This window comes from Streptomyces sp. NPDC058758 (genome assembly GCF_042746075.1).
Lineage (GTDB): Bacteria > Actinomycetota > Actinomycetes > Streptomycetales > Streptomycetaceae > Streptomyces.
Genome location: NZ_JBHYPS010000015.1, coordinates 25,977 through 44,332, shown reverse-complemented (window position 1 = coordinate 44,332; position 18,356 = coordinate 25,977). Strand labels below are relative to the sequence as shown.

The following is an 18,356-nucleotide window of genomic DNA, read 5'->3' as shown; positions in this document are numbered from 1 at the left end:
TGAGGCGTGCATGAAGTTGCACGGCATCGCATTACAGTTCGGTATATGGCGAAGAAGCTCGTGATCAAGGTGACCGCCGGGGCCGACGCCCCGGAACGCTGCTCCCAGGCCTTCACCGTGGCCGCCGTCGCCGTCGCGAGCGGCGTCGAGGTGTCCCTGTGGCTGACCGGCGAGTCCGCGTGGTTCGCCCTCCCGGGCCGGGCCGCCGAGTTCGACCTCCCGCACGCGGCCCCGCTGCCCGACCTGATCGACGCGATCCTGGCGGCCGGCCGCGTCACCCTCTGCACCCAGTGCGCCGCCCGCCGCGAGATCACCGAGCAGGACGTGCTGGAGGGCGTGCGCATCGCCGGCGCCCAGGTCTTCGTGCAGGAGGCCCTCGCCGAGGACACCCAGGCCCTCGTCTACTGATCCCGGCCGGACTACTCCCGCGGCCTGCGCTTCTTGCCGTCGAGCTCGTCCCACCACTCGTCCGACTGCGGATCGCCCGAGGGGTCGTCCCACCACCGGTCCTCGGGCCCCCGCCGGTTCGCGACCATCGCGGCCACCGGCGGAATCACCATGGCCACCACGCACATCCCGATGGCCACCGGCATGGAGAAGAGCCGCACGACGGCCCAGGCGCCCACGAAAAGCACCAGGCAGGCACCCATCATCCAGAAGTAGACGTGCCGACGCCGCGCGTACACACCTCCAGCGTACGACCGCACCGGGCCGGCGGACAGACGGCGCGGGGCGACGGCGGACGGACCGGAGGGCCGTGCCTCGAGTCCTGGTGATGGCGTCCAACCCCCCAGGAGGCACGGCCCTCCGGCCGTTCGGGTGCCGCTCGCGCGGCCGTGACGGATCAGACCGCGATGGCGACGTCCGTCAGGCTGCCCGTTTCGGTGACGACGACCTTGCGGTCGGCCTGGGCGCCGGGGACGAGGGCGCGCAGGGTCCACTCGCCGGTGGCCGCGTAGAAGCGGAACTGGCCGGTGGCGGAGGTGGGGACCTCGGCGGTGAACTCGCCGGAGGAGTCCAGGAGGCGGACGTAACCGGTGACGGGCTCGCCGTCCTTGGTCACCTGGCCCTGGATGGCCGTCTCACCGGGCTTGAGCGTGCTGACGTCGGGGCCGCCGACCTGTGCTCCACACATGTTCTCTGTCCTGTCCTGTCGCGGGGGGAGTCTTACTTGTTGGCGCCGAGCTCGATCGGCACGCCCACGAGGGAGCCGTACTCGGTCCAGGAGCCGTCGTAGTTCTTGACGTTCGGGACCTCGAGCAGCTCGTGCAGGACGAACCAGGTGAGGGCGGAGCGCTCGCCGATGCGGCAGTAGGCGACGGTGTCCTTCGCCAGGTCGACCTGCTCGGCCTCGTAGAGGGCCTTGAGGTCGTCGTCGGACTTGAAGGTGCCGTCGTCGTTGGCGTTCTTCGACCACGGGATGTTGCGGGCGGACGGGACGTGGCCCGGACGCTGCGACTGCTCCTGCGGGAGGTGCGCGGGGGCGAGCAGCTTGCCGGAGAACTCGTCGGGCGAGCGGACGTCGACGAGGTTCTGGGTGCCGATCGCGGCCACGACGTCGTCGCGGAAGGCGCGGATCGAGACGTCCTGGGGCTGGGCCTTGTACTGGGTGGCCGGGCGGCTGGGGACCTCGGAGCCGTCGACCAGGTCGCGGGAGTCGAGCTCCCACTTCTTGCGGCCGCCGTCGAGGAGCTTGACGTCCTGGTGGCCGTAGAGCTTGAAGTACCAGTAGGCGTAGGAGGCGAACCAGTTGTTGTTGCCGCCGTAGAGGACGACCGTGGTGTCGTTGGCGATGCCCTTGGCCGAGAGGAGCTTCTCGAAGCCCTCCTGGTCGATGAAGTCGCGGCGGACCGGGTCCTGGAGGTCCTTGGTCCAGTCGATCCGGATCGCGTTCTTGATGTGGTTCTTGTCGTAGGCGGCGGTGTCCTCGTCGACCTCGACGATCGCGACGGCCGGGTTGTCGAGGTTGGCCTCGACCCAGTCGGCGTCGACCAGTACGTCGCTGCGAGCCATGCTGTTTCTCCTCCGGGGCAGTGTGCGGCGGGGCGGTGCGGGGTGGGGCTGCATGTGCGGGTACGCGTCGTGGCAGGCGCCCGACGGCGTGGTGCTGCGCGGTTCGGCCCCGACCGCGCGGGTCGGAAGGGCCGGGGGAATACGGGCGCGGAGCGCGTCCCGCTCAGACGGAGCGACAGAGCATGGCGGCGATGCGGCACAGGTCTACTGCCCGCCGCTTCGTGAGTTCCGCCTGTCGCTTCATGCCGTCGATCGTAGGGACGGACAGGCGACCGTGTCACCGGCGTGTCGTATCGTGAGACGCGATCGTCCGAGATGTGGGATGCGAGAGGGGTGGTGAGGCGCCCCCGGCCCTCGCCCCACCGCCGCCCGCCCCGCGCTTCTGCGGATCGGACGGGGTCGTCTCAGCATGTGAAAAACGGCCGCTCCGGGCCGGGGAGAGCCGGCCGGGTCAGCCCGCGACGGCGACGTCCCGGCCGGTCACCGTCACCGCCAGGCCCTCCGGGCGCGGCTCCACCTTCACGACCCGCATGCCGGCGACGCGGCCGAGCGGGCGCTCGAAGTCGGTGCGCTCGCGGATCAGGTCCTCCAGGAAGGGGATGCCCTCGCCGGGCACCTCGTCGGCGCGCACCTTGACCGTGCCGCCGTCCACCAGCGTGACCGAGGAGACGACCGTACGGGTCACCTTGCGGCCCAGGACCGTGACGCTGCCCGTCACCTTCACCTTGCCGGGCCCGCCGTACTCCATGGCGGTCGCCCGCTCGGAGGCGGCGACGAGGTCCGCGTACGAGATGAGCGCCGTCCCGTCCGCCGCGCCGGCCCGGAAGCCGTCCCAGTCGCCGGTGACGGTCACCCGGCGCAGGGCGAGGGTGAGTTCGCCGATCCGGACGGGCTTGCCGCCGGCCTGGGTGTGGACGCCCTTCGCGACCACCTCGACCTCGTCGAAGCGCTTGTCGGCGGCCTGGGTGAGGAAGGGGAAGCCCTTGATGTCGACCTCGACGGAATCGGTCCTGCCGCCGGCGAGCGAGGCGCGGCCTGCGACCTCGGACTCGGCCCAGGTGGCGGCGAGCCGGTCGGCGCCCAGCAGGAGTCCGCCCAGGACCACGGCCACGACCAGCAGGATCCGCAGTGCTCGCATGGCTTTCTCTTCCCCCGTCGCCAGTTCTCGGTGTTCCGGTGATGCATGCCGGCCCCCCGACACGAGATCGACGTGTCGGGGGGCCGGACGGTTCCCGGGCGCTTCCGGCCGGGGCGGGGTCCGCTCAGACCAGGGCGCGGCCGAGAAGGTACACGGCGGGCGCGGCGGCCGTCAGCGGCAGGGCCACGCCGGCCGTCATGTGCACGAAGCGGGACGGGTAGTCGTAGCTGGCGACCCGCAGGCCGACGAGCGCGCAGACGCCGGTGGCGAGGCCCAGGAGCGCCCCGGAGGCGCCCAGGCCGCCGAGGGCCCCGGCGGCGATGCCCGCGCCCGCGCCGGCGAGCAGCGAGACGACGAGCGAGACGGGGCCGGGCAGCGGGAGCGCGCGGGCGAGGACGGTCGCGGCGACCGCGGCCGAGCCGGCCACCACGGCGTCCGGTTCGGCGCCGAGGTGCCCGGCGGCGAGGACGGTCAGGGCCGCGGAGGCGATGGTGGCCATGAGGCCGTACATCCGCTCGTCGGGGTCGGCGTGGCTGCGCAGCTGGAGGACCAGGCTGAGCAGGACCCAGACGCCGAGGGTGCCGAGGATCGCGGGGGCGGCGTGCTCGCGGCCGGCCGCGAGGAGGGCGGCGTCGGCGACGAGCCCGCCGAGGAAGGCGAGGGCGATGCCCTGCCGGGCGGGCCACATGCCGTTGAGCCGGAACCAGCCGGCGGCGGTGAGCCCCTGGAGCGCGACCAGCGGCAGCAGGAGGCCGTAGTCGCCGAGCGCGGCGCCGCCGGCGAGCAGCAGCCCGAGGAGGGCGGTCAGCGCGGCGGGCTGCATGCCGGGCTCGATGATCGGCGACCGGCCCTCGGCCCGCGCGCGCTGGGCGTCGGTGACGCGGGTGTTCCCCGAGGTGGTCGGCGAGGAGTACGCGGGGCCGTCGGGGGCCTCCCCTGCGGCGGGCGCGGGGGCGGGAGCCGGCGCGGCCGCGGGGACCGGCCCGGACGCGTGGGCCTCGGGCGGGTGCTGGGCGTAGGCCTGCGCGTACGGCTCCGGCTGGTGGTGCGGGTACGGCTGGGGCTGCGACTGCGACTGCCCGTAGGCCTGCGGGTACGCCTCCGGCCGGGCGTACGCCTCCGGCTCCGGCTGCGCGTACGCCTGCGGGTGGGGGTACGCCTGCGGGTACGCCTCCTGCCCGTACGCGTACGGCTGCTGCGGGGCCTGCTGCCGGGCCGCGTGCCCGTGGGCGTCCTCCGGGCGGACCGCGGGCTGGTACGTGGTGTCCCAGGTCTGGCCCTCCCAGGTCTGGGTGACCGAGGGGTCGTACGCGTTCGGGTCGTGCGGCGGGCCGCCGTACGGCTGGTCGTTGCTCATGCTGTGGGGTTCACCCTCCTGCGAACGGGGGGAGCACCTCGACCGTGCCGCCCTCGGCAAGCCGTACGGTCTCATGGCTCCGGGTGCCGACCGGGTCGCCGTCGACGAGGAACGAGCACCGCTGGAGGACCCGGACGAGTTCGCCCGGGTGGTCCGCGCGGGCGGCGTCCAGGGCCTCGGCGAGGGTCTCGGCGGTGTACGGCTCCTCGGCGACCCCGGCGGCGGCCTTGGCCGCGGCCCAGTAGCGGATGGTTCCCGCTGCCATAGCGGCGCTCCCTTCGTTCGTGTGCGCGCCGCTCACCATGATGGGCTATCGGCGGACGAGCCAGGCGCCGAGCCGGTCGAGCAGCTCCTCGCCGGCGGCGTTCTCGGCGTGGCCCATGCCCGGCTCCAGCCACAGCTCCGCCGGGGCGCCGTCGGGGACGGCCGCGGCGAGCATCCGCGGGTGGTCGAGGGGGAAGTAGGCGTCCCGGTCGCCGTGGACGAGGAGCAGCGGGACGGGGGCGATCAGCGGCACGGCCGCGAAGGGCGGCAGCGGGACGGGGTCCCAGGGGCGGGCGTCGACGCGGGTGCGGAGCCCGTAGCGGCCGACGAGCCGGCCGGCGGGGCTGGTGACCATCCAGTGGAGGCGGCGCATCGGGGCCGTCCCCCGGTAGTACCAGCGGGCGGGGGCGGAGACGGCGGCGACCGCGTCGGGACCGGCGGGCGTGGCGCGGTCCAGGGCGGCCTGCCGCAGGACGACGGAACCGCCCATGGAGAAGCCGACGGTCGCCACGCGCGCGTGGCCCTGCTCACGGGCCCAGCGGACGGCGGCGGCGAGGTCGAGGACCTCGCGGTCACCGAGGGTGGAGAGGCCGCCGGAGCCGCCGTGGCCGCGGAAGGAGAAGGTGACGACGGCGGCGGCGTGGCGGCCGAGGGCGGCGGCGGCGCGCCGGACGGCGGGCCGTCCGAGGGAGCCGGTGAAGCCGTGCGCGACGACCACGGCCGTGTCCGTGGCGGGGGCGGGGAAGGGCTCGTACAGGGCCTCGACGCGGACGCCGTCCTCCGTCCGGAGGTTTGCGCGGCGGGATCCGGAAGTGAGCGAGAAGACATCCAACATGTGAAATCGGCCCTCCGCCTCGGAACTCATGTGGGTTATTCTCCTGGGAAGGGATCCGGGCGACGCCGCCACCGGGTCCTTTTGCGTTTTCCGGCCGTTGTTACGGACGGATGAACAAAAGCTCTCAGGGCGCGAGAGCCGCGTGTGAGATGCGCAGTACCCGAGCAGTACCGCAGCTGTCCTCGCAGGGACCGAGGAGGAACCGACGTCATGGACGAGCGTACGAAGCACGACCGACCGACGAGCCGGCCGACCCTGGCAGGGGGAGAGGCCCGATGAGTTCTCTGCTGCTCCTCACGAACGCCCTCCAGCCGTCCACCGAGGTGCTGCCCGCCCTCGGGCTGCTGCTGCACAACGTGCGGGTGGCGCCGGCCGAGGGCCCGGCCCTGGTGGACACCCCCGGCGCGGACGTGATCCTCGTCGACGGCCGGCGCGACCTGCCGCAGGTCCGCTCGCTCTGCCAGCTGCTGCGCTCCACCGGTCCCGGCTGTCCGCTGGTCCTGGTGGTGACGGAGGGCGGCCTGGCGGCCGTCACGGCGGACTGGGGCATCGACGACGTCCTGCTCGACACGGCCGGTCCGGCCGAGGTCGAGGCGCGGCTGCGGCTCGCCCTGGGCCGTCAGCAGATCGTCGCGGACGACTCCCCGATGGAGATCCGCAACGGCGACCTGTCGGTGGACGAGGCGACGTACAGCGCCAAGCTGAAGGGCCGGGTCCTGGACCTGACCTTCAAGGAGTTCGAGCTCCTGAAGTACCTCGCGCAGCACCCGGGCAGGGTCTTCACGCGGGCGCAGCTGCTCCAGGAGGTGTGGGGGTACGACTACTTCGGCGGCACCCGCACGGTCGACGTCCACGTGCGGCGGCTGCGCGCGAAGCTGGGCCCGGAGCACGAGTCGCTGATCGGCACCGTCCGCAACGTGGGATACCGCTTCGTCACGCCCGAGAAGGTGGAGCGGGCCGCCGAGGAGGCCCGTGCCAAGGAGGCGAAGACGGCGGCCGAGGAGCCCGGCGGGACGAACGGGGAGGAAGCGGGACAGGACGCCCGTGGAGGGGCCCGTTCCGGCGCCGGAGTCAAGGGCGCCACGGCCGACACCACCCGTTAGGGGGACGGTAACGTGGCGTACGCCACAACGCGACCTGCCGGTAGGTAGGTCACCCCGCGTAGACTTCCGCGCGTGGCCAAGGTGACGCGGGATGACGTAGCGCGACTGGCGGGTACTTCGACCGCGGTCGTGAGTTACGTCATCAACAACGGACCCCGGCCGGTCGCCCCGGCCACGCGCGAGCGTGTCCTCGCCGCCATCAAGGAGCTGGGCTACCGGCCCGACCGGGTGGCCCAGGCGATGGCGTCCCGCCGCACCGACCTCATAGGCATGATCGTCCCGGACGCGCGCCAGCCCTTCTTCGCGGAGATGGCGCACGCGGTCGAGCAGGCCGCCGCCGAGCGCGGGAAGATGGTCCTGGTCGGCAACTCCGACTACCGCACCGAGCGCGAGATCCACTACCTGCGGGCCTTCCTCGGCATGCGGGTCTCCGGGCTGATCCTGGTCAGCCAGGGCATGAGCGAGCAGGCCGCGAGCGAGATCGAGGCCTGGGACGCGCGCGTGGTGCTGCTGCACGAGCGGCCCGAGGCGATCGACGACGTCGCCGTCGTCACCGACGACATCGGCGGCGCCCAGCTCGCCACCCGCCACCTCCTGGAACACGGCCACCCGTACGTGGCCTGCCTCGGCGGCGTCCCCAACACCCCGGCCGTCGGCGACCCCGTCGCGGACCACGTCGAGGGCTGGCGGCGCGCCATGCAGGAGGCCGGCCGGTCGACCGAGGGCCGGCTCTTCGAGGCCCCGTACAACCGCTACGACGCCTACCAGGTGGCCCTGAAGCTGCTGGCCGGCCCGGACCGGCCGCCGGCCATCTTCTGCTCCACCGACGACCAGGCCTTCGGCGTGCTGCGGGCCGCCCGCGAGCTGCGCATCGACGTGCCGACCGAGCTGGCGGTGGCGGGCTTCGACGACGTGAAGGAGGCGGCGCTCACCGACCCGCCGCTGACCACCGTCTTCTCCGACCGTCCGGCGATGGCCCGGGCCGCCGTCGACCTCGTCCTCGACGACGCGGTCCGCGTCAACGGCTCCCGCCGCGAGCGGGTCAAGCAGTTCCCCTCGGCCCTGGTCGTCCGCCGCTCCTGCGGCTGCCGCTGACCCCCCGCGCGGGCCCGCCCGGGCACCCCGGGACGGGCCGGCGACGGCCGGTCTCCGTCTCGGGCTCTTCGTCCGGGCTCTTCGTCCGGGCTCTCCGTCTCGGGTCTTTGCCCCGGGCCCCTGCCCGTGCCCCAGCCCGGACCCCTGCCCCGAGCCCCCGCCCCCGGGCTCTTTATTTCGGGCATACAGGGTTCTGTCGGGCTTCTCAGCCGGTCCTCAGACGGTTCTCATCTCCCGGGCCGAGAGTCATCGGCATGACGGACCACACGCAGCCCCAGCAGCCGTACTACCCGCCGCGCCCGCCCTACGAGCCGACGCGGCCGATCACCACCGAGCCGGGCACCACCGTGTGGCCGTCCGGGTCCGGTGGCGGCGGCTTCACCCCTCCGCCGGCCGAGCCGGCGTACGCGGCGGCCGGCCCGGTGTCCGCCGGGCCCGCCTCCCGGCGGCGCGCCAAGCGCGGCGTCGGCCTGATGGCGGCCGTGGCCATCGCGGCGGCGGCCATCGGCGGCGGCACCGCGACCCTGGTGCAGCAGCTGACCGCGGACTCCCCTGCCGCCACCACCACCGCCTCCTCCGCGGTGAGCGGCACCAACGTCTCCGCGAGCAGCACCGGCACCGTCGCCGGGGTCGCCGCGGCCGTCTCCCCCTCCATCGTGGAGATCTCCGCGAGCTCCGCCTCCGGCGGGTCCACCGGCTCCGGCGTGATCATCACCGGCGACGGCGAGATCGTCACCAACAACCACGTGATCTCCGGCGCCTCCGAGATCACCGTGCGGACCAGCGACGGCAAGACCTACCGGGCCGAGGTCGTCGGCAAGGACCCCGACAAGGACCTCGCCCTCATCAAGCTCGCGGACGCCTCGGGCCTCAAGGCCGCCACCCTCGGCGACTCGTCCAAGGTGAGGGTCGGCGACGAGGTCGTCGCCATCGGCTCCCCCGAGGGCCTCACCGGCACCGTCACCAGCGGCATCGTCTCCGCCCTCGACCGGGACGTCACGGTCGCCAAGGACGACGAGGGCACCGGGAACGACCAGGGCCGGCAGCAGTGGGACCCGCGACAGGGCTGGCCGTTCGAATTCGGCGGGCAGCAGTTCAACGGCGACACCGGCTCCTCGAAGACCACGTACAAGGCGCTCCAGACCGACGCCTCGCTCAACCCCGGGAATTCCGGCGGCGCGCTGATCAATATGAACGGCGAGATCATCGGGATCAATTCGGCCATGTATTCGCCCAGTTCTTCGAGCGGTTCCACCGCCGGCAGCGTCGGCCTCGGATTCGCCATCCCGGTGAACACCCTCAAGGCCGACCTGGACGCCCTCCGCTCCGGCGGCCGGAGCTGAACGCATGGGACGCTGACCCCATGAGCAGCGGGCAGCCCGACACATCCGAACGCATCCTCATCGTCGACGACGAACCCGCCGTCCGGGAGGCCCTGCGCCGCTCCCTCGCCTTCGAGGGGTACGCGACGCGGGAGGCCGTCGACGGCGTCGACGCGCTCGCCGCCATGGAGGCGTACGCCCCCGACCTCGTCGTCCTCGACGTGCAGATGCCCCGCATGGACGGCCTCACGGCGGCCCGCCGGATCCGGGCCGCCGGCTCGACCGTGCCCATCCTGATGCTCACCGCCCGCGACACCGTCGGCGACCGCGTCACCGGCCTCGACGCGGGCGCCGACGACTACCTCGTGAAGCCCTTCGAGCTGGACGAGCTCTTCGCCCGCATCCGCGCCCTGCTGCGCCGCAGCTCCTACGCGGCCCCGACCGCGGCCGCCGCCGAGCCGGAGGACGTGCTCTCCTTCGAGGACCTGCGGATGGACCTGGCGACCCGCGAGGTGACCCGCGCCGGGCGGCCCGTCGAGCTGACCCGCACCGAGTACACCCTCCTGGAGATGTTCCTCGCCCACCCCCGGCAGGTCCTCACCCGCGAGCAGATCCTCAAGGCCGTCTGGGGCTTCGACTTCGAGCCCAGCTCGAACTCGCTCGACGTGTACGTGATGTACCTGCGGCGCAAGACGGAGGCCGGCGGCGAACCGCGCCTCGTCCACACGGTGCGCGGCGTCGGGTACGTGCTCCGCGGCGGAGGCGGCACCGAGTGACGCGGCCCCGCACCCCCCTGGCCTGGTTCCGCTCCCGGCCGCTGCGCTCGCGCCTCGCGCTGCTCACCGCCTTCGCGGTCGCCGTCGCCGTCGCCGCCGTCTCCGCCGCCTGCTGGTTCGTCACGCGGGCGCAGCTGGAGGGCGAGATGGACTCCGCGCTGCGGAACACCCGGCTGGACCGGGGGGCGGTGGCGAGCATGCTCAGGATGTGCCAGCAGGGCGAGGACCCGCCGCCGGTCGGCGGGTACACCGTCCAGCTCGTCGACGCGGCCGGCAGCGTCTGCACCTCCGGCGAGGCGGCGCTCCCCGCCGGGACGGCCGACCTGGCGGTGGCCCGGGGCACGCTCGCGTACGCCCTGCACACGGTGAAGGACGCCGACGGGCGCGAGATGCGCGTCTCCACCTACCCGCAGCAGGGGGGGCCGCCCGGCCTCGCCGTGTCCGTGGCCCGCCCGCTCGCCGAGATCGACAACGCGCTCTCCACCCTCGGCTGGGTGCTGCTGCTGGTCTCCGGCATCGGGGTGGTCGGTGCCGGCGCCGCCGGCCTGTGGGTGGCCAGGACCGGCCTCGAACCGGTGAACCGGCTGACCGGAGCGGTCGAGCACATGGCGGCGACCGAGGACCTGACGGTGCGGATCCCGGACGAGGGCGAGGACGAGATCGCCCGCCTGTCGCGCGCCTTCAACCAGATGACGGCCGCGCTGGAGAGCTCCCGGGACCGGCAGGCCCGGCTCATCGCGGACGCCGGGCACGAGCTGCGCACCCCGCTCACCTCCCTGCGCACCAACATCGAGCTCCTCGCCCGCAGCGACGAGACCGGCCGCGCGATCCCCCCGGAGGACCGCCGGGCCCTGATGGCGTCGGTGAAGGCCCAGATGACGGAGCTGGCCGCGCTCATCGGGGACCTCCAGGAGCTGGCCCGCCCGGACGCGGTGCGCCCGGGGCCGCTGGAGGTGGTCGGGCTCCACACCGTCCTGCGCGCCGCCCTGGACCGCGCCCGGCTGCGCGGCCCGGAGCTGACCTTCACGACGGACCTGGCCCCCTGGTACGTACGCGCCGAACCGGCGGCCCTGGAGCGGGCCCTGGTCAACGTCCTCGACAACGCGGTGAAGTTCTCGCCCCCGCGCGGCACGGTCGAGGTCACGCTGATGCGCGGCGAGCTGACGGTGCGGGACCACGGCCCCGGCATCGCCCCCGACGAACTCCCCCACGTCTTCGACCGCTTCTGGCGCTCCCCCTCGGCCCGCAGCCTGCCCGGCTCCGGCCTGGGGCTGTCGATCGTGGCCCGCACGGTGAAGCAGGCGGGCGGCTCGGCGACGCTCTCCCCGGCGCCGGGCGGCGGCACGCGCGCGACCCTCCGCTTCCCGGGCGCCCCGACCCCGCCGCCGGAGCCGGCGGGCTGAGGTGCCGGGGAGCCGCCGCTACTGGCCCACGCGGCCGTCGACGCGCTCGCGGAGCAGGTCGGCGTGGCCGCAGTGGCGGGCGTACTCGGTGATCTGCATGGTCAGCAGCTCGCGCAGCTGCCCGCCGTCGGGCGTGCGGGCGCCGAGGTCGGGGGCGGCGGCGAGGAACCGGTCGGTGAGTCCGGCCTCCTCCTTCCAGCGTGCCCACGCCTCCTCGACGACGGCCGGGTCGGCGACGGCGCCGGTCCAGTCGGCCTCGCGGTCGTCCGGGGTCCGGTAGATCCGGGGGGAGTCCTCGCCGGCGAGGCGGCGGAAGTGGCGTTCGTCCTCGGCCATGTGCCGGATCAGACCGAGGAGGGACATGGTGGAGGGCGGGACGGAGCGCCGGGCCAGCTGCCCGGCGTCCAGGCCCTCGCACTTCATCCGCAGGGTGAGCCGGAAGTGGCGCAGGGCGTCGAGGAGCGCGCCGCGCTCGTCGGTCACCGGCGGGCCGCCGCCCTCGCGGGGGTCGTCGTCGGGGTCGGCCCACATGTCGGTGTGGACGGTGGAGGTCGTCCACCGCCGCACGTCCGTGTCGCTGGTCTCCATGCGGACATGGTCGTACGGGGGCGGCGGGGGCGCAGGCGAATTGCCGGGCCGGCTCAGTTGTGCCGCAGCAGCGCCTCGACGAGCCCGGCGCGGGTGGCGGGGAAGTCGAGGGGGACGATGCCGAGTCCGGTGCGGCCGGCCAGCTCGGCACCGTCGAGGAAGCCGTGGACCCAGGGGTTGAGCCGGTCGGAGTTCCAGCGGGGCGGCAGGTAGGCGGAGGTGCTGACGAAGTTCACGTACAGCGGGCCGGGCCGGTCGACGGCCGCGCGGAAGTGGGCCTGGATCTTGGGGTACTTGGCGTCGGGGAGCGCGTTCCAGTCGTCCTGGACGGCGAAGTGCCGGGAGTCGGCCCAGCGCAGCCCGGGCAGGCCGCCGTTGTCGGCGAGCAGGACGACCCGGCCCCGCGCCTCGCCGAGGAGCGGGAGGGCGTCCCCGATCCGGAAGAGGGAGCGCCAGCCGCGCCGGTCGAGGTAGTCGTCGAAGACGGCGCGGAAGGTGGCGTCGGACTCCTCGGAGTACTCCTGCTTGACCCGCATGAGGACGGTCTCGGAGGGGTGGGCGGCGAGGAAGTCGCGGCAGGCGACGAGGATGTCGCCGAACATCGCGTTCTGGTACGAGGCCCCGTGGTGGATCGCGAAGGACCCGCCGGTGACCCGGCACCGCACGTCCAGGAACCGGACCCCGCTGTCGAGCTGCTGGGCGACGGTGGTGTTCTGGCACTCGCTCCAGGGACCGCCGAACCGGGCCCCGGAGTCGTGCGTCCCGGGGATCGTGAGCCGCGCGAGCGCGGTCCCGTCCCCGTGGGCGGCCATCCACGCGCGCGTGTCCACGGCCGCGGCCCGCGCCGCGGGCGCCCCCGCGAGCAGTGCGGCTCCGGCCCCGAGGGCCCCGGTGAGAAAGCGTCGTCGCTCCATGGGCCGGATAATGACAGGTCCGCGTCAAAGCGCGCCAGGGGGCCGCCCGAAGCGGAAGAGGGGCCGCCCCTCCACCGGCCGGAAGGCCGGTGGAGGGGCGGCGGAGGGACGGCCCCCTCGGGGGACCGCCGGTGTTACTTGACGATCTTGATGCGGTCGGTCGCCGGGGCCTTGAGCGGCTCGGCGGCCGAGGAGTTGGCCGTCAGGTAGGCGATGAAGACGTCGAGGTCCGACGCGCCGACCAGCTTGTTCGCGCCGGCGGCGAGGACCGGGAAGCCGTCGCCGCCGCCCGTGAGGAACTCGTTCATCGCGACCCGGTAGCTCTTCGACGGGTCGATCGGCTCACCGTTCAGCCGCACCGAGTCGACCACGATCCGGTCGGCGCCCGCCTTCGTCAGGTCCAGGGTGTAGGTGAAGTTCCCCGACACCTGGAGGATCTTCGGGGACGCCAGGTTGGCACCGCTGACCTGCTGCTGGAGCGCCGTGACGAGCTGGGCGCCGGTCAGGTCGACCACCGTCATCATGTTGGTGAACGGCTGGACGGTGTACGCGTCGCGGTAGGTGACCACGCCGTCGTCCCGCTTGGTCAGCGGCGCGCGGACGCCACCCGGGTTCATCAGCGCGAGCTGGGCGCCGCCCTTGTCGGCCGGCGCCATGCCCGCCAGCTGGGCGTCGGCGATCAGGTTGCCCAGCGGCTTCTCGTACACGCCCGCGTCGGTGGGGTTCTCGATGGTGGTGGCGATGTGGCCGACGGGACGGTTCGCGATCGGCGCCGCCAGGACGTTCCAGCGCTCGATCAGGTCGTGGATCGCCCCGTGCTCCTCCACGTCACGGGTGACGACGTGGTTGGCGGAGGCGACGGCGGTGCGGACGATGTCCTTCGTCCGGCGGTCGTAGGTGAGCGTCGTGTCGGTGTAGAGCCGGCCGAAGGAGGCCGCCGACGTCACCGTGCGCGGCTTGCCCGCCGGGTCCGGGATCGTGCACGCGTACGCCTGGTGGGTGTGGCCGGTGACCAGGGCGTCGACCTGCGGGGTGACGTTCTTCGCGATGTCGACGATCGGACCGGAGATGCCGGCGCCGGCCCCCGGGGTGTCGCAGTCGTAGTTGTACGCGCCCGAGGCGGGCATGCCGCCCTCGTGGAGCAGGGCGACGATCGACTTCACGCCCTTGCGCTCCAGCACCTTGGCGTACTTGTTGATCGTCTCGACCTCGTCGCCGAACTTCAGGCCCTTGATGCCCTCGGCGGAGACGATGTTCGCCGTGCCCTCCAGCGTGACGCCGATGAAGCCGATCCGGACGCCGTCCTTCTCCCAGATGAAGTACGGGTCGAGCAGCGGCTTGCCGCTCTTCTCGTCCGTCACGTTGGCCGCGAGGTAGGGGAAGTTCGCCCCCTCGAAGGTCTTGCCCTCCTCGAAACAGCCCTCGACCGGGTGGCAGCCGCCGTTCTGCATGCGGCTCAGCTCGCGCGCGCCCTCGTCGAACTCGTGGTTGCCCACCGAGCTCACGTCGAGCTTCATCTCGTTGAGCGCCTCGACGGTCGGCTCGTCGTGGAAGAGGCCGGAGAGCAGCGGCGAGGCGCCGATCATGTCGCCGGCCGCGGCCGTGATGGAGTACCGGTGCCCCGCGCGGGCCTGCTCCAGGTGCGTGGCCAGGTACTCGGCGCCGCCGACGTTGTTGATCGTCTCGGTCGAGCCGTCCGGCTTGAGGCGGGTGAGCCGCGCCGAGGACCCGGCCGGCGGCTCCAGATTGCCGTGCAGGTCGTTGAAGGAGAGCAGCTGGACGTCGACCATCCGGCCCCAGCCCTTGCCGTTCGTCCCGCCCGCGGCGGCGTCGGCCGCGTCCGGCGAGGCACCCGCCGGCATCGCGGCGACGAGCGCCCCGACCGTCGCCAGCCCCGCGCCGGCGGCCAGAATGCGCCGTCCGGCCTTGCTCTTGCTGCGCTTCACTGCCATCTCTCCCGTGGTCCCCTTTTCCCCTTGCCCCGATTCGCGGCTTTGATCGTTCCCCCGTGTTGCGCTCGCAGCCTAGAGTCAACGCGCGTAGCGCAACAGGGGGTGGCTGGTTACAAGACAGTTGCCTCCGGCTGACGGAGGGTTCGCCGTAGGCTCGGTGCATGACTTCCGACGCGGCGCCGGCCCTCGAACCGGGACGGCAGATCCAGACGTACGACGAGCTCAGCCCCGCGCAGGTCCAGGAGGTCATGGACCTGCTCGCGGCCGCGGACCGCGCCGACGGCGTGCACGCCGTGTCCGAACAGGGCCGGCTCTACCTCCGGCACGGCCGGCGCGAGGGAGTGCGGCACTTCCTCCTCACCGTCGGCCCGCGCCTCTACGGCTACGCCCAGCTGGAGGAGACCGACCCCGTCGAGGCCCCGGCCGCCGAGCTGCTCGTCCACCCCGACCAGCGCGGCCGCGGCCACGGCCGGGCCCTCGGCACCGCGCTGCTCGCCGCCTCCGGCAAGCGGCTGCGGGTCTGGGCGCACGGCGGCAAGCCCTCCGCCCGGCACCTCGCGCAGGTCCTCGGCCTCACCCTCTTCCGCGAACTGCGCCAGCTGCGCCGCCCGCTGGCGCCCCTGGACATCCCCGAGCCGGTCCTCCCCGAGGGCGTCACGATCCGCACCTTCGTCCCCGGGCAGGACGACGCGGCCTGGCTCGCGGTCAACGCCGCCGCCTTCGCCCACCACCCGGAGCAGGGCTCGCTGACCCAGCGGGACCTGGACGACCGGATCGCGGAGCCGTGGTTCGACCCCAAGGGCTTCTTCCTCGCCGAGGACGCCGACGGCCGCCTGGTCGGCTTCCACTGGACCAAGACCCACGCCGAGGAACGGCTCGGCGAGGTGTACGTGGTCGGGATCCTGCCGCAGGCGCAGGGCGGCGGCCTCGGCAAGGCCCTCACCGCGACGGGCCTGCGGCACCTGGCGGCGGAGGGGCTGCCGACGGCGATGCTGTACGTCGACGCCGACAACACGGCGGCGGTGCGGGTCTACGAGGGCCTGGGCTTCCGGACCCACGAGGTGGACCTGATGTACCGCTCGGAGTCGTAACACCGGAGGCGCCGGCAACGGCTGTTCCCCAGGGGGCGGTTGACACCGCCCCCTCCTTTCCACCATCCTTTCACTACTTGATTAGTGAAAGGGTGGTGGAAGGGACGTGGTCGAGTACCGCATCGACCGGCGCAGCGGCGTCGCCACCTACCTCCAGATCGTCCAGCAGACGAAGCAGGCCCTCCGGATGGGCCTCCTGGAACCGGGCGACCGACTGCCCACCGCACGCGAGGTCGTCGAGGCGACGGCCATCAACCCAAACACGGTCCTCAAGGCCTACCGCGAGCTCGAACGCGAGGGCCTCGTCGAGGCCCGCCGCGGCCTCGGCACCTTCGTCCGCGCCACCCTCGGCACCACCGCCCCCGCCGACTCCCCCCTCCGGGGCGAACTCGACGCCTGGGCCCGCCGCGCACGCGCCGAAGGACTGGACCGCGAGGACGTGCAGGCACTCTTCACCGCCGTACTGACGCAGCACTTCGAGGGGGACGACGAAAAGTGAGCACGACCACCGCCTTGGGAGCCGAGCTCCTGGGCAAGAAGTACGGCGGCCGGAGGGGCGGCTGGGCCCTGCGGGAATGCGCGTTCTCCCTCCCCGCCGGCCGGATCTGCGCCCTCGTCGGCCCCAACGGCGCCGGCAAGTCCACCCTGCTCGCCCTCGCCGCCGGGCTGCTGCGCCCCACCGAGGGCACGATCACCGCCCCCGCCCGCGAGGACCTCGCCTACGTCGCCCAGGCCAAGCCGCTCCACCCCCGGCTCACCGTCGCCGACACCCTCCGCATGGGCCGCGAGCTCAACCCCGGCCGCTGGGACGAGGCCGCCGCGCTCCGGGTCGTCGAGGGCGGGGGCTTCTCCTCCGACACCCTCGTCCACCACCTCTCCGGCGGCCAGCGCACCCGCGTCGCCCTCGCGCTCGCCCTCGGCAAGCGCGCGGAACTCCTGCTCCTGGACGAGCCGATGGCCGACCTCGACCCGCTCGCCCGCCACCAGCTCATGGGCCTGCTGATGTCGGACGCGGCCGAGCGCGGCACCACGGTCGTGATGTCGTCGCACATCCTCACCGAGCTGGAAGGCTCCTGCGACCACCTGATGCTGCTCGCCGGCGGCCGCGTCCGCCTCGACGGCGCCGTCGACGACCTGCTCTCCGCGCACACCCTGCTGCGCGGCCCCGTCGCCGACCTCGCCCCGCACACGGTGGTCGACTCCCGCACGACGGGGCGTCAGCTCACCGCGCTGATACGGAGGGAGGGCCCCGTCGAAGGCCCCTGGGAAACCGCGGCACCCTCCCTGGAGGAACTCCTCCTCGCCCACCTCCGCCACCCCGAAGGAGCCGCCGCGTGAGCACCCCCGCACTCAAGGGCCCCGCGTGGGTGACCGTCCGTCAGTACCGGCGGACGCTGTGGCTGGCGGGCGCACTGGCGGTGCTGGCCTTCGCCGTGATCGCCGGGATGCGGATCTGGGTCGCGCAGTACCCGCTCCCCGTCCAGAACGGCACCTGGATCGGTTCCGGCGAGAACGACGCGTACCTGAAGCTCCGCTCGACCCTCGAGTACGTCGGCTTCGCCGCGATCGTACTTCCGGGCTTCGTCGCCGCCGTGGTCGCGGGCCCGATGGTGGCGCGCGAGTACGAGTCGGGGACGTACCAGCTCTCCCTCACCCAGTCGGTCACCCCGGCCACATGGCTCCGCTCCAAGCTCACGGTCTCGGTGACCGTCGGGGTGCTCGCCACGCTCGCCGTGATGGGCATCTTCTGGTTCGGCCGGCTCGGCGTGCGGGAGGGCTGGGACTACCACTGGGGCCACCAGACGACCTACACGGCGACCGGCATCACCGCCTTCGCCTACGTCCTCGCCGCCGTCGCCGTCGGCGCCCTCGTCGGCCAGCTCGTCCGCCGGACCCTGCCCGCCATGGCCGCCGCCGGGCTCGTCATGGGCTCGGTGCTGGTCGCCTTCAACTCGTACCGCTGGTCGATCCTGCCGACGGAGAGGGTCACCAGCCCCCTCGGCTCACACCCCGGGCTCGGCATCGATCACCTCCACATGGACAGCGGCCTGCTCACCTCCTCGGGCGCCCCCTTCAGCCCGCTGATCTGCTGGAGTCAGGTGAACGAGACGCCCGGTACCGACACCGACGCGAAACTGTGGGAAAAGGTGGAGCAACAGTGCTACGCGCAGCACGACGTCACCACCCAGTACACCGACTTCCACCCCTACGCCCACTTCTGGCCCACCCAGCTCATCGAGACCGGCATCGTCCTCGCCCTCGCCGCCCTCGCGGCCCTCGCCGCCTTCCGCGTCCTGCGGGCCCGGCACCCCCGGTGACGGCCCCCGTCGCCGGGCCTCACCCGGACGGGTGAAAATGGGGGGCGGGGGCCGTGACAGGCCCCGCCCCCGATTCCCGTACGACATGTCGTCGTTACCGGGCATTCAGACGCGCTTGCGACGCTCACGCAATGAAGCGATCCGTGATCACGTCCGGCGGGGGGTTCCCCGCCGGAAGACTTCCCAA

At 73.3% G+C, this 18,356-nt stretch carries 20 protein-coding genes; 10 read left to right on the top strand and 10 right to left on the bottom strand.

The genetic code is table 11. From position 1 onward, the window contains the following. Window positions 1-45 precede the first annotated feature (45 nt). Window positions 46-408 carry a DsrE family protein gene (locus tag ACFW6A_RS19650; protein ID WP_351844144.1) on the top strand — a complete coding sequence of 121 codons (363 nt, stop codon included), beginning with the start codon at window positions 46-48 and terminating at the stop codon, window positions 406-408. An 11-nt stretch (window positions 409-419) separates the two neighbouring features. Here ACFW6A_RS19650 and ACFW6A_RS19645 read toward each other — a convergent pair whose 3' ends face one another. From ACFW6A_RS19645 to ACFW6A_RS19615, 7 genes are all read right to left on the bottom strand, one after another. Continuing rightward, window positions 420-686 (bottom strand): DUF3099 domain-containing protein, encoded by a 267-nt coding sequence (locus tag ACFW6A_RS19645; protein WP_043226221.1) that lies wholly within the window; start codon window positions 684-686, stop codon window positions 420-422. Between the two features lie 158 nt (window positions 687-844). Further along, window positions 845-1,135 (bottom strand): DUF1416 domain-containing protein, encoded by a 291-nt coding sequence (locus ACFW6A_RS19640; protein ID WP_043226222.1) that lies wholly within the window; start codon window positions 1,133-1,135, stop codon window positions 845-847. Between the two features lie 32 nt (window positions 1,136-1,167). Further along, window positions 1,168-2,013, bottom strand: a complete 846-nt coding sequence (locus ACFW6A_RS19635) for a sulfurtransferase (RefSeq protein ID WP_351844147.1) — start codon at window positions 2,011-2,013, stop codon at window positions 1,168-1,170. A 451-nt stretch (window positions 2,014-2,464) separates the two neighbouring features. Next, entirely contained in the window at window positions 2,465-3,151 is a 687-nt protein-coding gene (locus ACFW6A_RS19630) for a DUF2993 domain-containing protein (RefSeq protein ID WP_351844149.1), read from the bottom strand. Between the two features lie 124 nt (window positions 3,152-3,275). Further along, window positions 3,276-4,508 carry a hypothetical protein gene (locus ACFW6A_RS19625; RefSeq protein ID WP_386641634.1) on the bottom strand — a complete coding sequence of 411 codons (1,233 nt, stop codon included), beginning with the start codon at window positions 4,506-4,508 and terminating at the stop codon, window positions 3,276-3,278. Window positions 4,509-4,518: 10 nt separating this feature from the next. Next, window positions 4,519-4,773: a MoaD/ThiS family protein gene (locus tag ACFW6A_RS19620; protein WP_169087723.1), complete on the bottom strand. Its 255-nt coding sequence runs from the start codon at window positions 4,771-4,773 to the stop codon at window positions 4,519-4,521. Between the two features lie 45 nt (window positions 4,774-4,818). Continuing rightward, the gene (locus ACFW6A_RS19615; RefSeq protein WP_351844153.1) at window positions 4,819-5,637 is read right to left on the bottom strand and encodes an alpha/beta fold hydrolase; all 819 of its coding nucleotides are present in this window, start codon (window positions 5,635-5,637) and stop codon (window positions 4,819-4,821) included. A gap of 245 nt (window positions 5,638-5,882) precedes the next feature. Here ACFW6A_RS19615 and ACFW6A_RS19610 point away from each other — a divergent pair, with 245 nt between their 5' ends. The 5 genes from ACFW6A_RS19610 (at window position 5,883) to ACFW6A_RS19590 (ending at window position 11,306) form a co-directional block, all read left to right on the top strand. Beyond that, window positions 5,883-6,710 carry a response regulator transcription factor gene (locus tag ACFW6A_RS19610; RefSeq protein ID WP_351844155.1) on the top strand — a complete coding sequence of 276 codons (828 nt, stop codon included), beginning with the start codon at window positions 5,883-5,885 and terminating at the stop codon, window positions 6,708-6,710. A 72-nt stretch (window positions 6,711-6,782) separates the two neighbouring features. Beyond that, on the top strand, window positions 6,783-7,805 hold the full coding sequence (locus ACFW6A_RS19605) for a LacI family DNA-binding transcriptional regulator (RefSeq protein ID WP_351844157.1): 1,023 nt from the start codon (window positions 6,783-6,785) through the stop codon (window positions 7,803-7,805). Between the two features lie 254 nt (window positions 7,806-8,059). After that, window positions 8,060-9,148: a trypsin-like peptidase domain-containing protein gene (locus tag ACFW6A_RS19600; RefSeq protein WP_351844159.1), complete on the top strand. Its 1,089-nt coding sequence runs from the start codon at window positions 8,060-8,062 to the stop codon at window positions 9,146-9,148. A gap of 20 nt (window positions 9,149-9,168) precedes the next feature. After that, complete coding sequence (locus tag ACFW6A_RS19595; RefSeq protein WP_351844161.1) at window positions 9,169-9,903, top strand: response regulator transcription factor; 735 nt, start codon at window positions 9,169-9,171, stop codon at window positions 9,901-9,903. Then, window positions 9,900-11,306: a HAMP domain-containing sensor histidine kinase gene (locus tag ACFW6A_RS19590; RefSeq protein WP_351844163.1), complete on the top strand. Its 1,407-nt coding sequence runs from the start codon at window positions 9,900-9,902 to the stop codon at window positions 11,304-11,306. The genes ACFW6A_RS19595 and ACFW6A_RS19590 overlap by 4 nt, the downstream gene beginning before the upstream one ends. An 18-nt stretch (window positions 11,307-11,324) precedes the next feature. On the opposite strand, the gene ACFW6A_RS19585 is transcribed toward ACFW6A_RS19590, so the two are convergent. The 3 genes from ACFW6A_RS19585 to ACFW6A_RS19575 form a co-directional block, all read right to left on the bottom strand. Further along, window positions 11,325-11,894 (bottom strand): DUF664 domain-containing protein, encoded by a 570-nt coding sequence (locus ACFW6A_RS19585; RefSeq protein ID WP_351844165.1) that lies wholly within the window; start codon window positions 11,892-11,894, stop codon window positions 11,325-11,327. A 53-nt stretch (window positions 11,895-11,947) separates the two neighbouring features. Beyond that, window positions 11,948-12,808 (bottom strand): phosphatidylinositol-specific phospholipase C, encoded by an 861-nt coding sequence (locus ACFW6A_RS19580; RefSeq protein WP_386641629.1) that lies wholly within the window; start codon window positions 12,806-12,808, stop codon window positions 11,948-11,950. A 134-nt stretch (window positions 12,809-12,942) separates the two neighbouring features. Next, window positions 12,943-14,760 carry a bifunctional metallophosphatase/5'-nucleotidase gene (locus ACFW6A_RS19575; RefSeq protein WP_386477689.1) on the bottom strand — a complete coding sequence of 606 codons (1,818 nt, stop codon included), beginning with the start codon at window positions 14,758-14,760 and terminating at the stop codon, window positions 12,943-12,945. Between the two features lie 161 nt (window positions 14,761-14,921). On the opposite strand from ACFW6A_RS19575, the gene mshD reads away from it, so the two are divergent. From mshD to ACFW6A_RS19555, 4 genes are all read left to right on the top strand, one after another. Then, a complete protein-coding gene (mshD, locus tag ACFW6A_RS19570; protein ID WP_351844171.1) occupies window positions 14,922-15,851 on the top strand; it encodes a mycothiol synthase in 930 nt (309 codons plus the stop codon). A gap of 106 nt (window positions 15,852-15,957) precedes the next feature. Continuing rightward, the gene (locus ACFW6A_RS19565) at window positions 15,958-16,350 is read left to right on the top strand and encodes a GntR family transcriptional regulator (protein WP_386477693.1); all 393 of its coding nucleotides are present in this window, start codon (window positions 15,958-15,960) and stop codon (window positions 16,348-16,350) included. Next, the gene (locus ACFW6A_RS19560; RefSeq protein WP_386641626.1) at window positions 16,347-17,189 is read left to right on the top strand and encodes an ATP-binding cassette domain-containing protein; all 843 of its coding nucleotides are present in this window, start codon (window positions 16,347-16,349) and stop codon (window positions 17,187-17,189) included. Before ACFW6A_RS19565 ends, ACFW6A_RS19560 begins: the two co-directional genes overlap by 4 nt. Then, window positions 17,186-18,169 carry an ABC transporter permease gene (locus ACFW6A_RS19555; protein ID WP_351844177.1) on the top strand — a complete coding sequence of 328 codons (984 nt, stop codon included), beginning with the start codon at window positions 17,186-17,188 and terminating at the stop codon, window positions 18,167-18,169. The genes ACFW6A_RS19560 and ACFW6A_RS19555 overlap by 4 nt, the downstream gene beginning before the upstream one ends. The last annotated feature ends 187 nt before the right edge of the window (window positions 18,170-18,356 follow it).

What these genes read in the sequence shown, in the direction of transcription:
- ACFW6A_RS19650 (WP_351844144.1), top strand. Translation starts at nt 46, where the DNA reads ATGGCGAAGAAGCTCGTGATCAAGGTGACCGCCGGGGCCGACGCCCCG.
- ACFW6A_RS19640 (WP_043226222.1), bottom strand. Translation starts at nt 1,135, where the DNA reads ATGTGTGGAGCACAGGTCGGCGGCCCCGACGTCAGCACGCTCAAGCCC.
- ACFW6A_RS19635 (WP_351844147.1), bottom strand. Translation starts at nt 2,013, where the DNA reads ATGGCTCGCAGCGACGTACTGGTCGACGCCGACTGGGTCGAGGCCAAC.
- ACFW6A_RS19630 (WP_351844149.1), bottom strand. Translation starts at nt 3,151, where the DNA reads ATGCGAGCACTGCGGATCCTGCTGGTCGTGGCCGTGGTCCTGGGCGGA.
- ACFW6A_RS19625 (WP_386641634.1), bottom strand. Translation starts at nt 4,508, where the DNA reads ATGAGCAACGACCAGCCGTACGGCGGCCCGCCGCACGACCCGAACGCG.
- ACFW6A_RS19620 (WP_169087723.1), bottom strand. Translation starts at nt 4,773, where the DNA reads ATGGCAGCGGGAACCATCCGCTACTGGGCCGCGGCCAAGGCCGCCGCC.
- ACFW6A_RS19615 (WP_351844153.1), bottom strand. Translation starts at nt 5,637, where the DNA reads ATGAGTTCCGAGGCGGAGGGCCGATTTCACATGTTGGATGTCTTCTCG.
- ACFW6A_RS19610 (WP_351844155.1), top strand. Translation starts at nt 5,883, where the DNA reads ATGAGTTCTCTGCTGCTCCTCACGAACGCCCTCCAGCCGTCCACCGAG.
- ACFW6A_RS19600 (WP_351844159.1), top strand. Translation starts at nt 8,060, where the DNA reads ATGACGGACCACACGCAGCCCCAGCAGCCGTACTACCCGCCGCGCCCG.
- ACFW6A_RS19595 (WP_351844161.1), top strand. Translation starts at nt 9,169, where the DNA reads ATGAGCAGCGGGCAGCCCGACACATCCGAACGCATCCTCATCGTCGAC.
- ACFW6A_RS19585 (WP_351844165.1), bottom strand. Translation starts at nt 11,894, where the DNA reads ATGGAGACCAGCGACACGGACGTGCGGCGGTGGACGACCTCCACCGTC.
- ACFW6A_RS19580 (WP_386641629.1), bottom strand. Translation starts at nt 12,808, where the DNA reads ATGGAGCGACGACGCTTTCTCACCGGGGCCCTCGGGGCCGGAGCCGCA.
- ACFW6A_RS19575 (WP_386477689.1), bottom strand. Translation starts at nt 14,760, where the DNA reads ATGGCAGTGAAGCGCAGCAAGAGCAAGGCCGGACGGCGCATTCTGGCC.
- mshD (WP_351844171.1), top strand. Translation starts at nt 14,922, where the DNA reads ATGACTTCCGACGCGGCGCCGGCCCTCGAACCGGGACGGCAGATCCAG.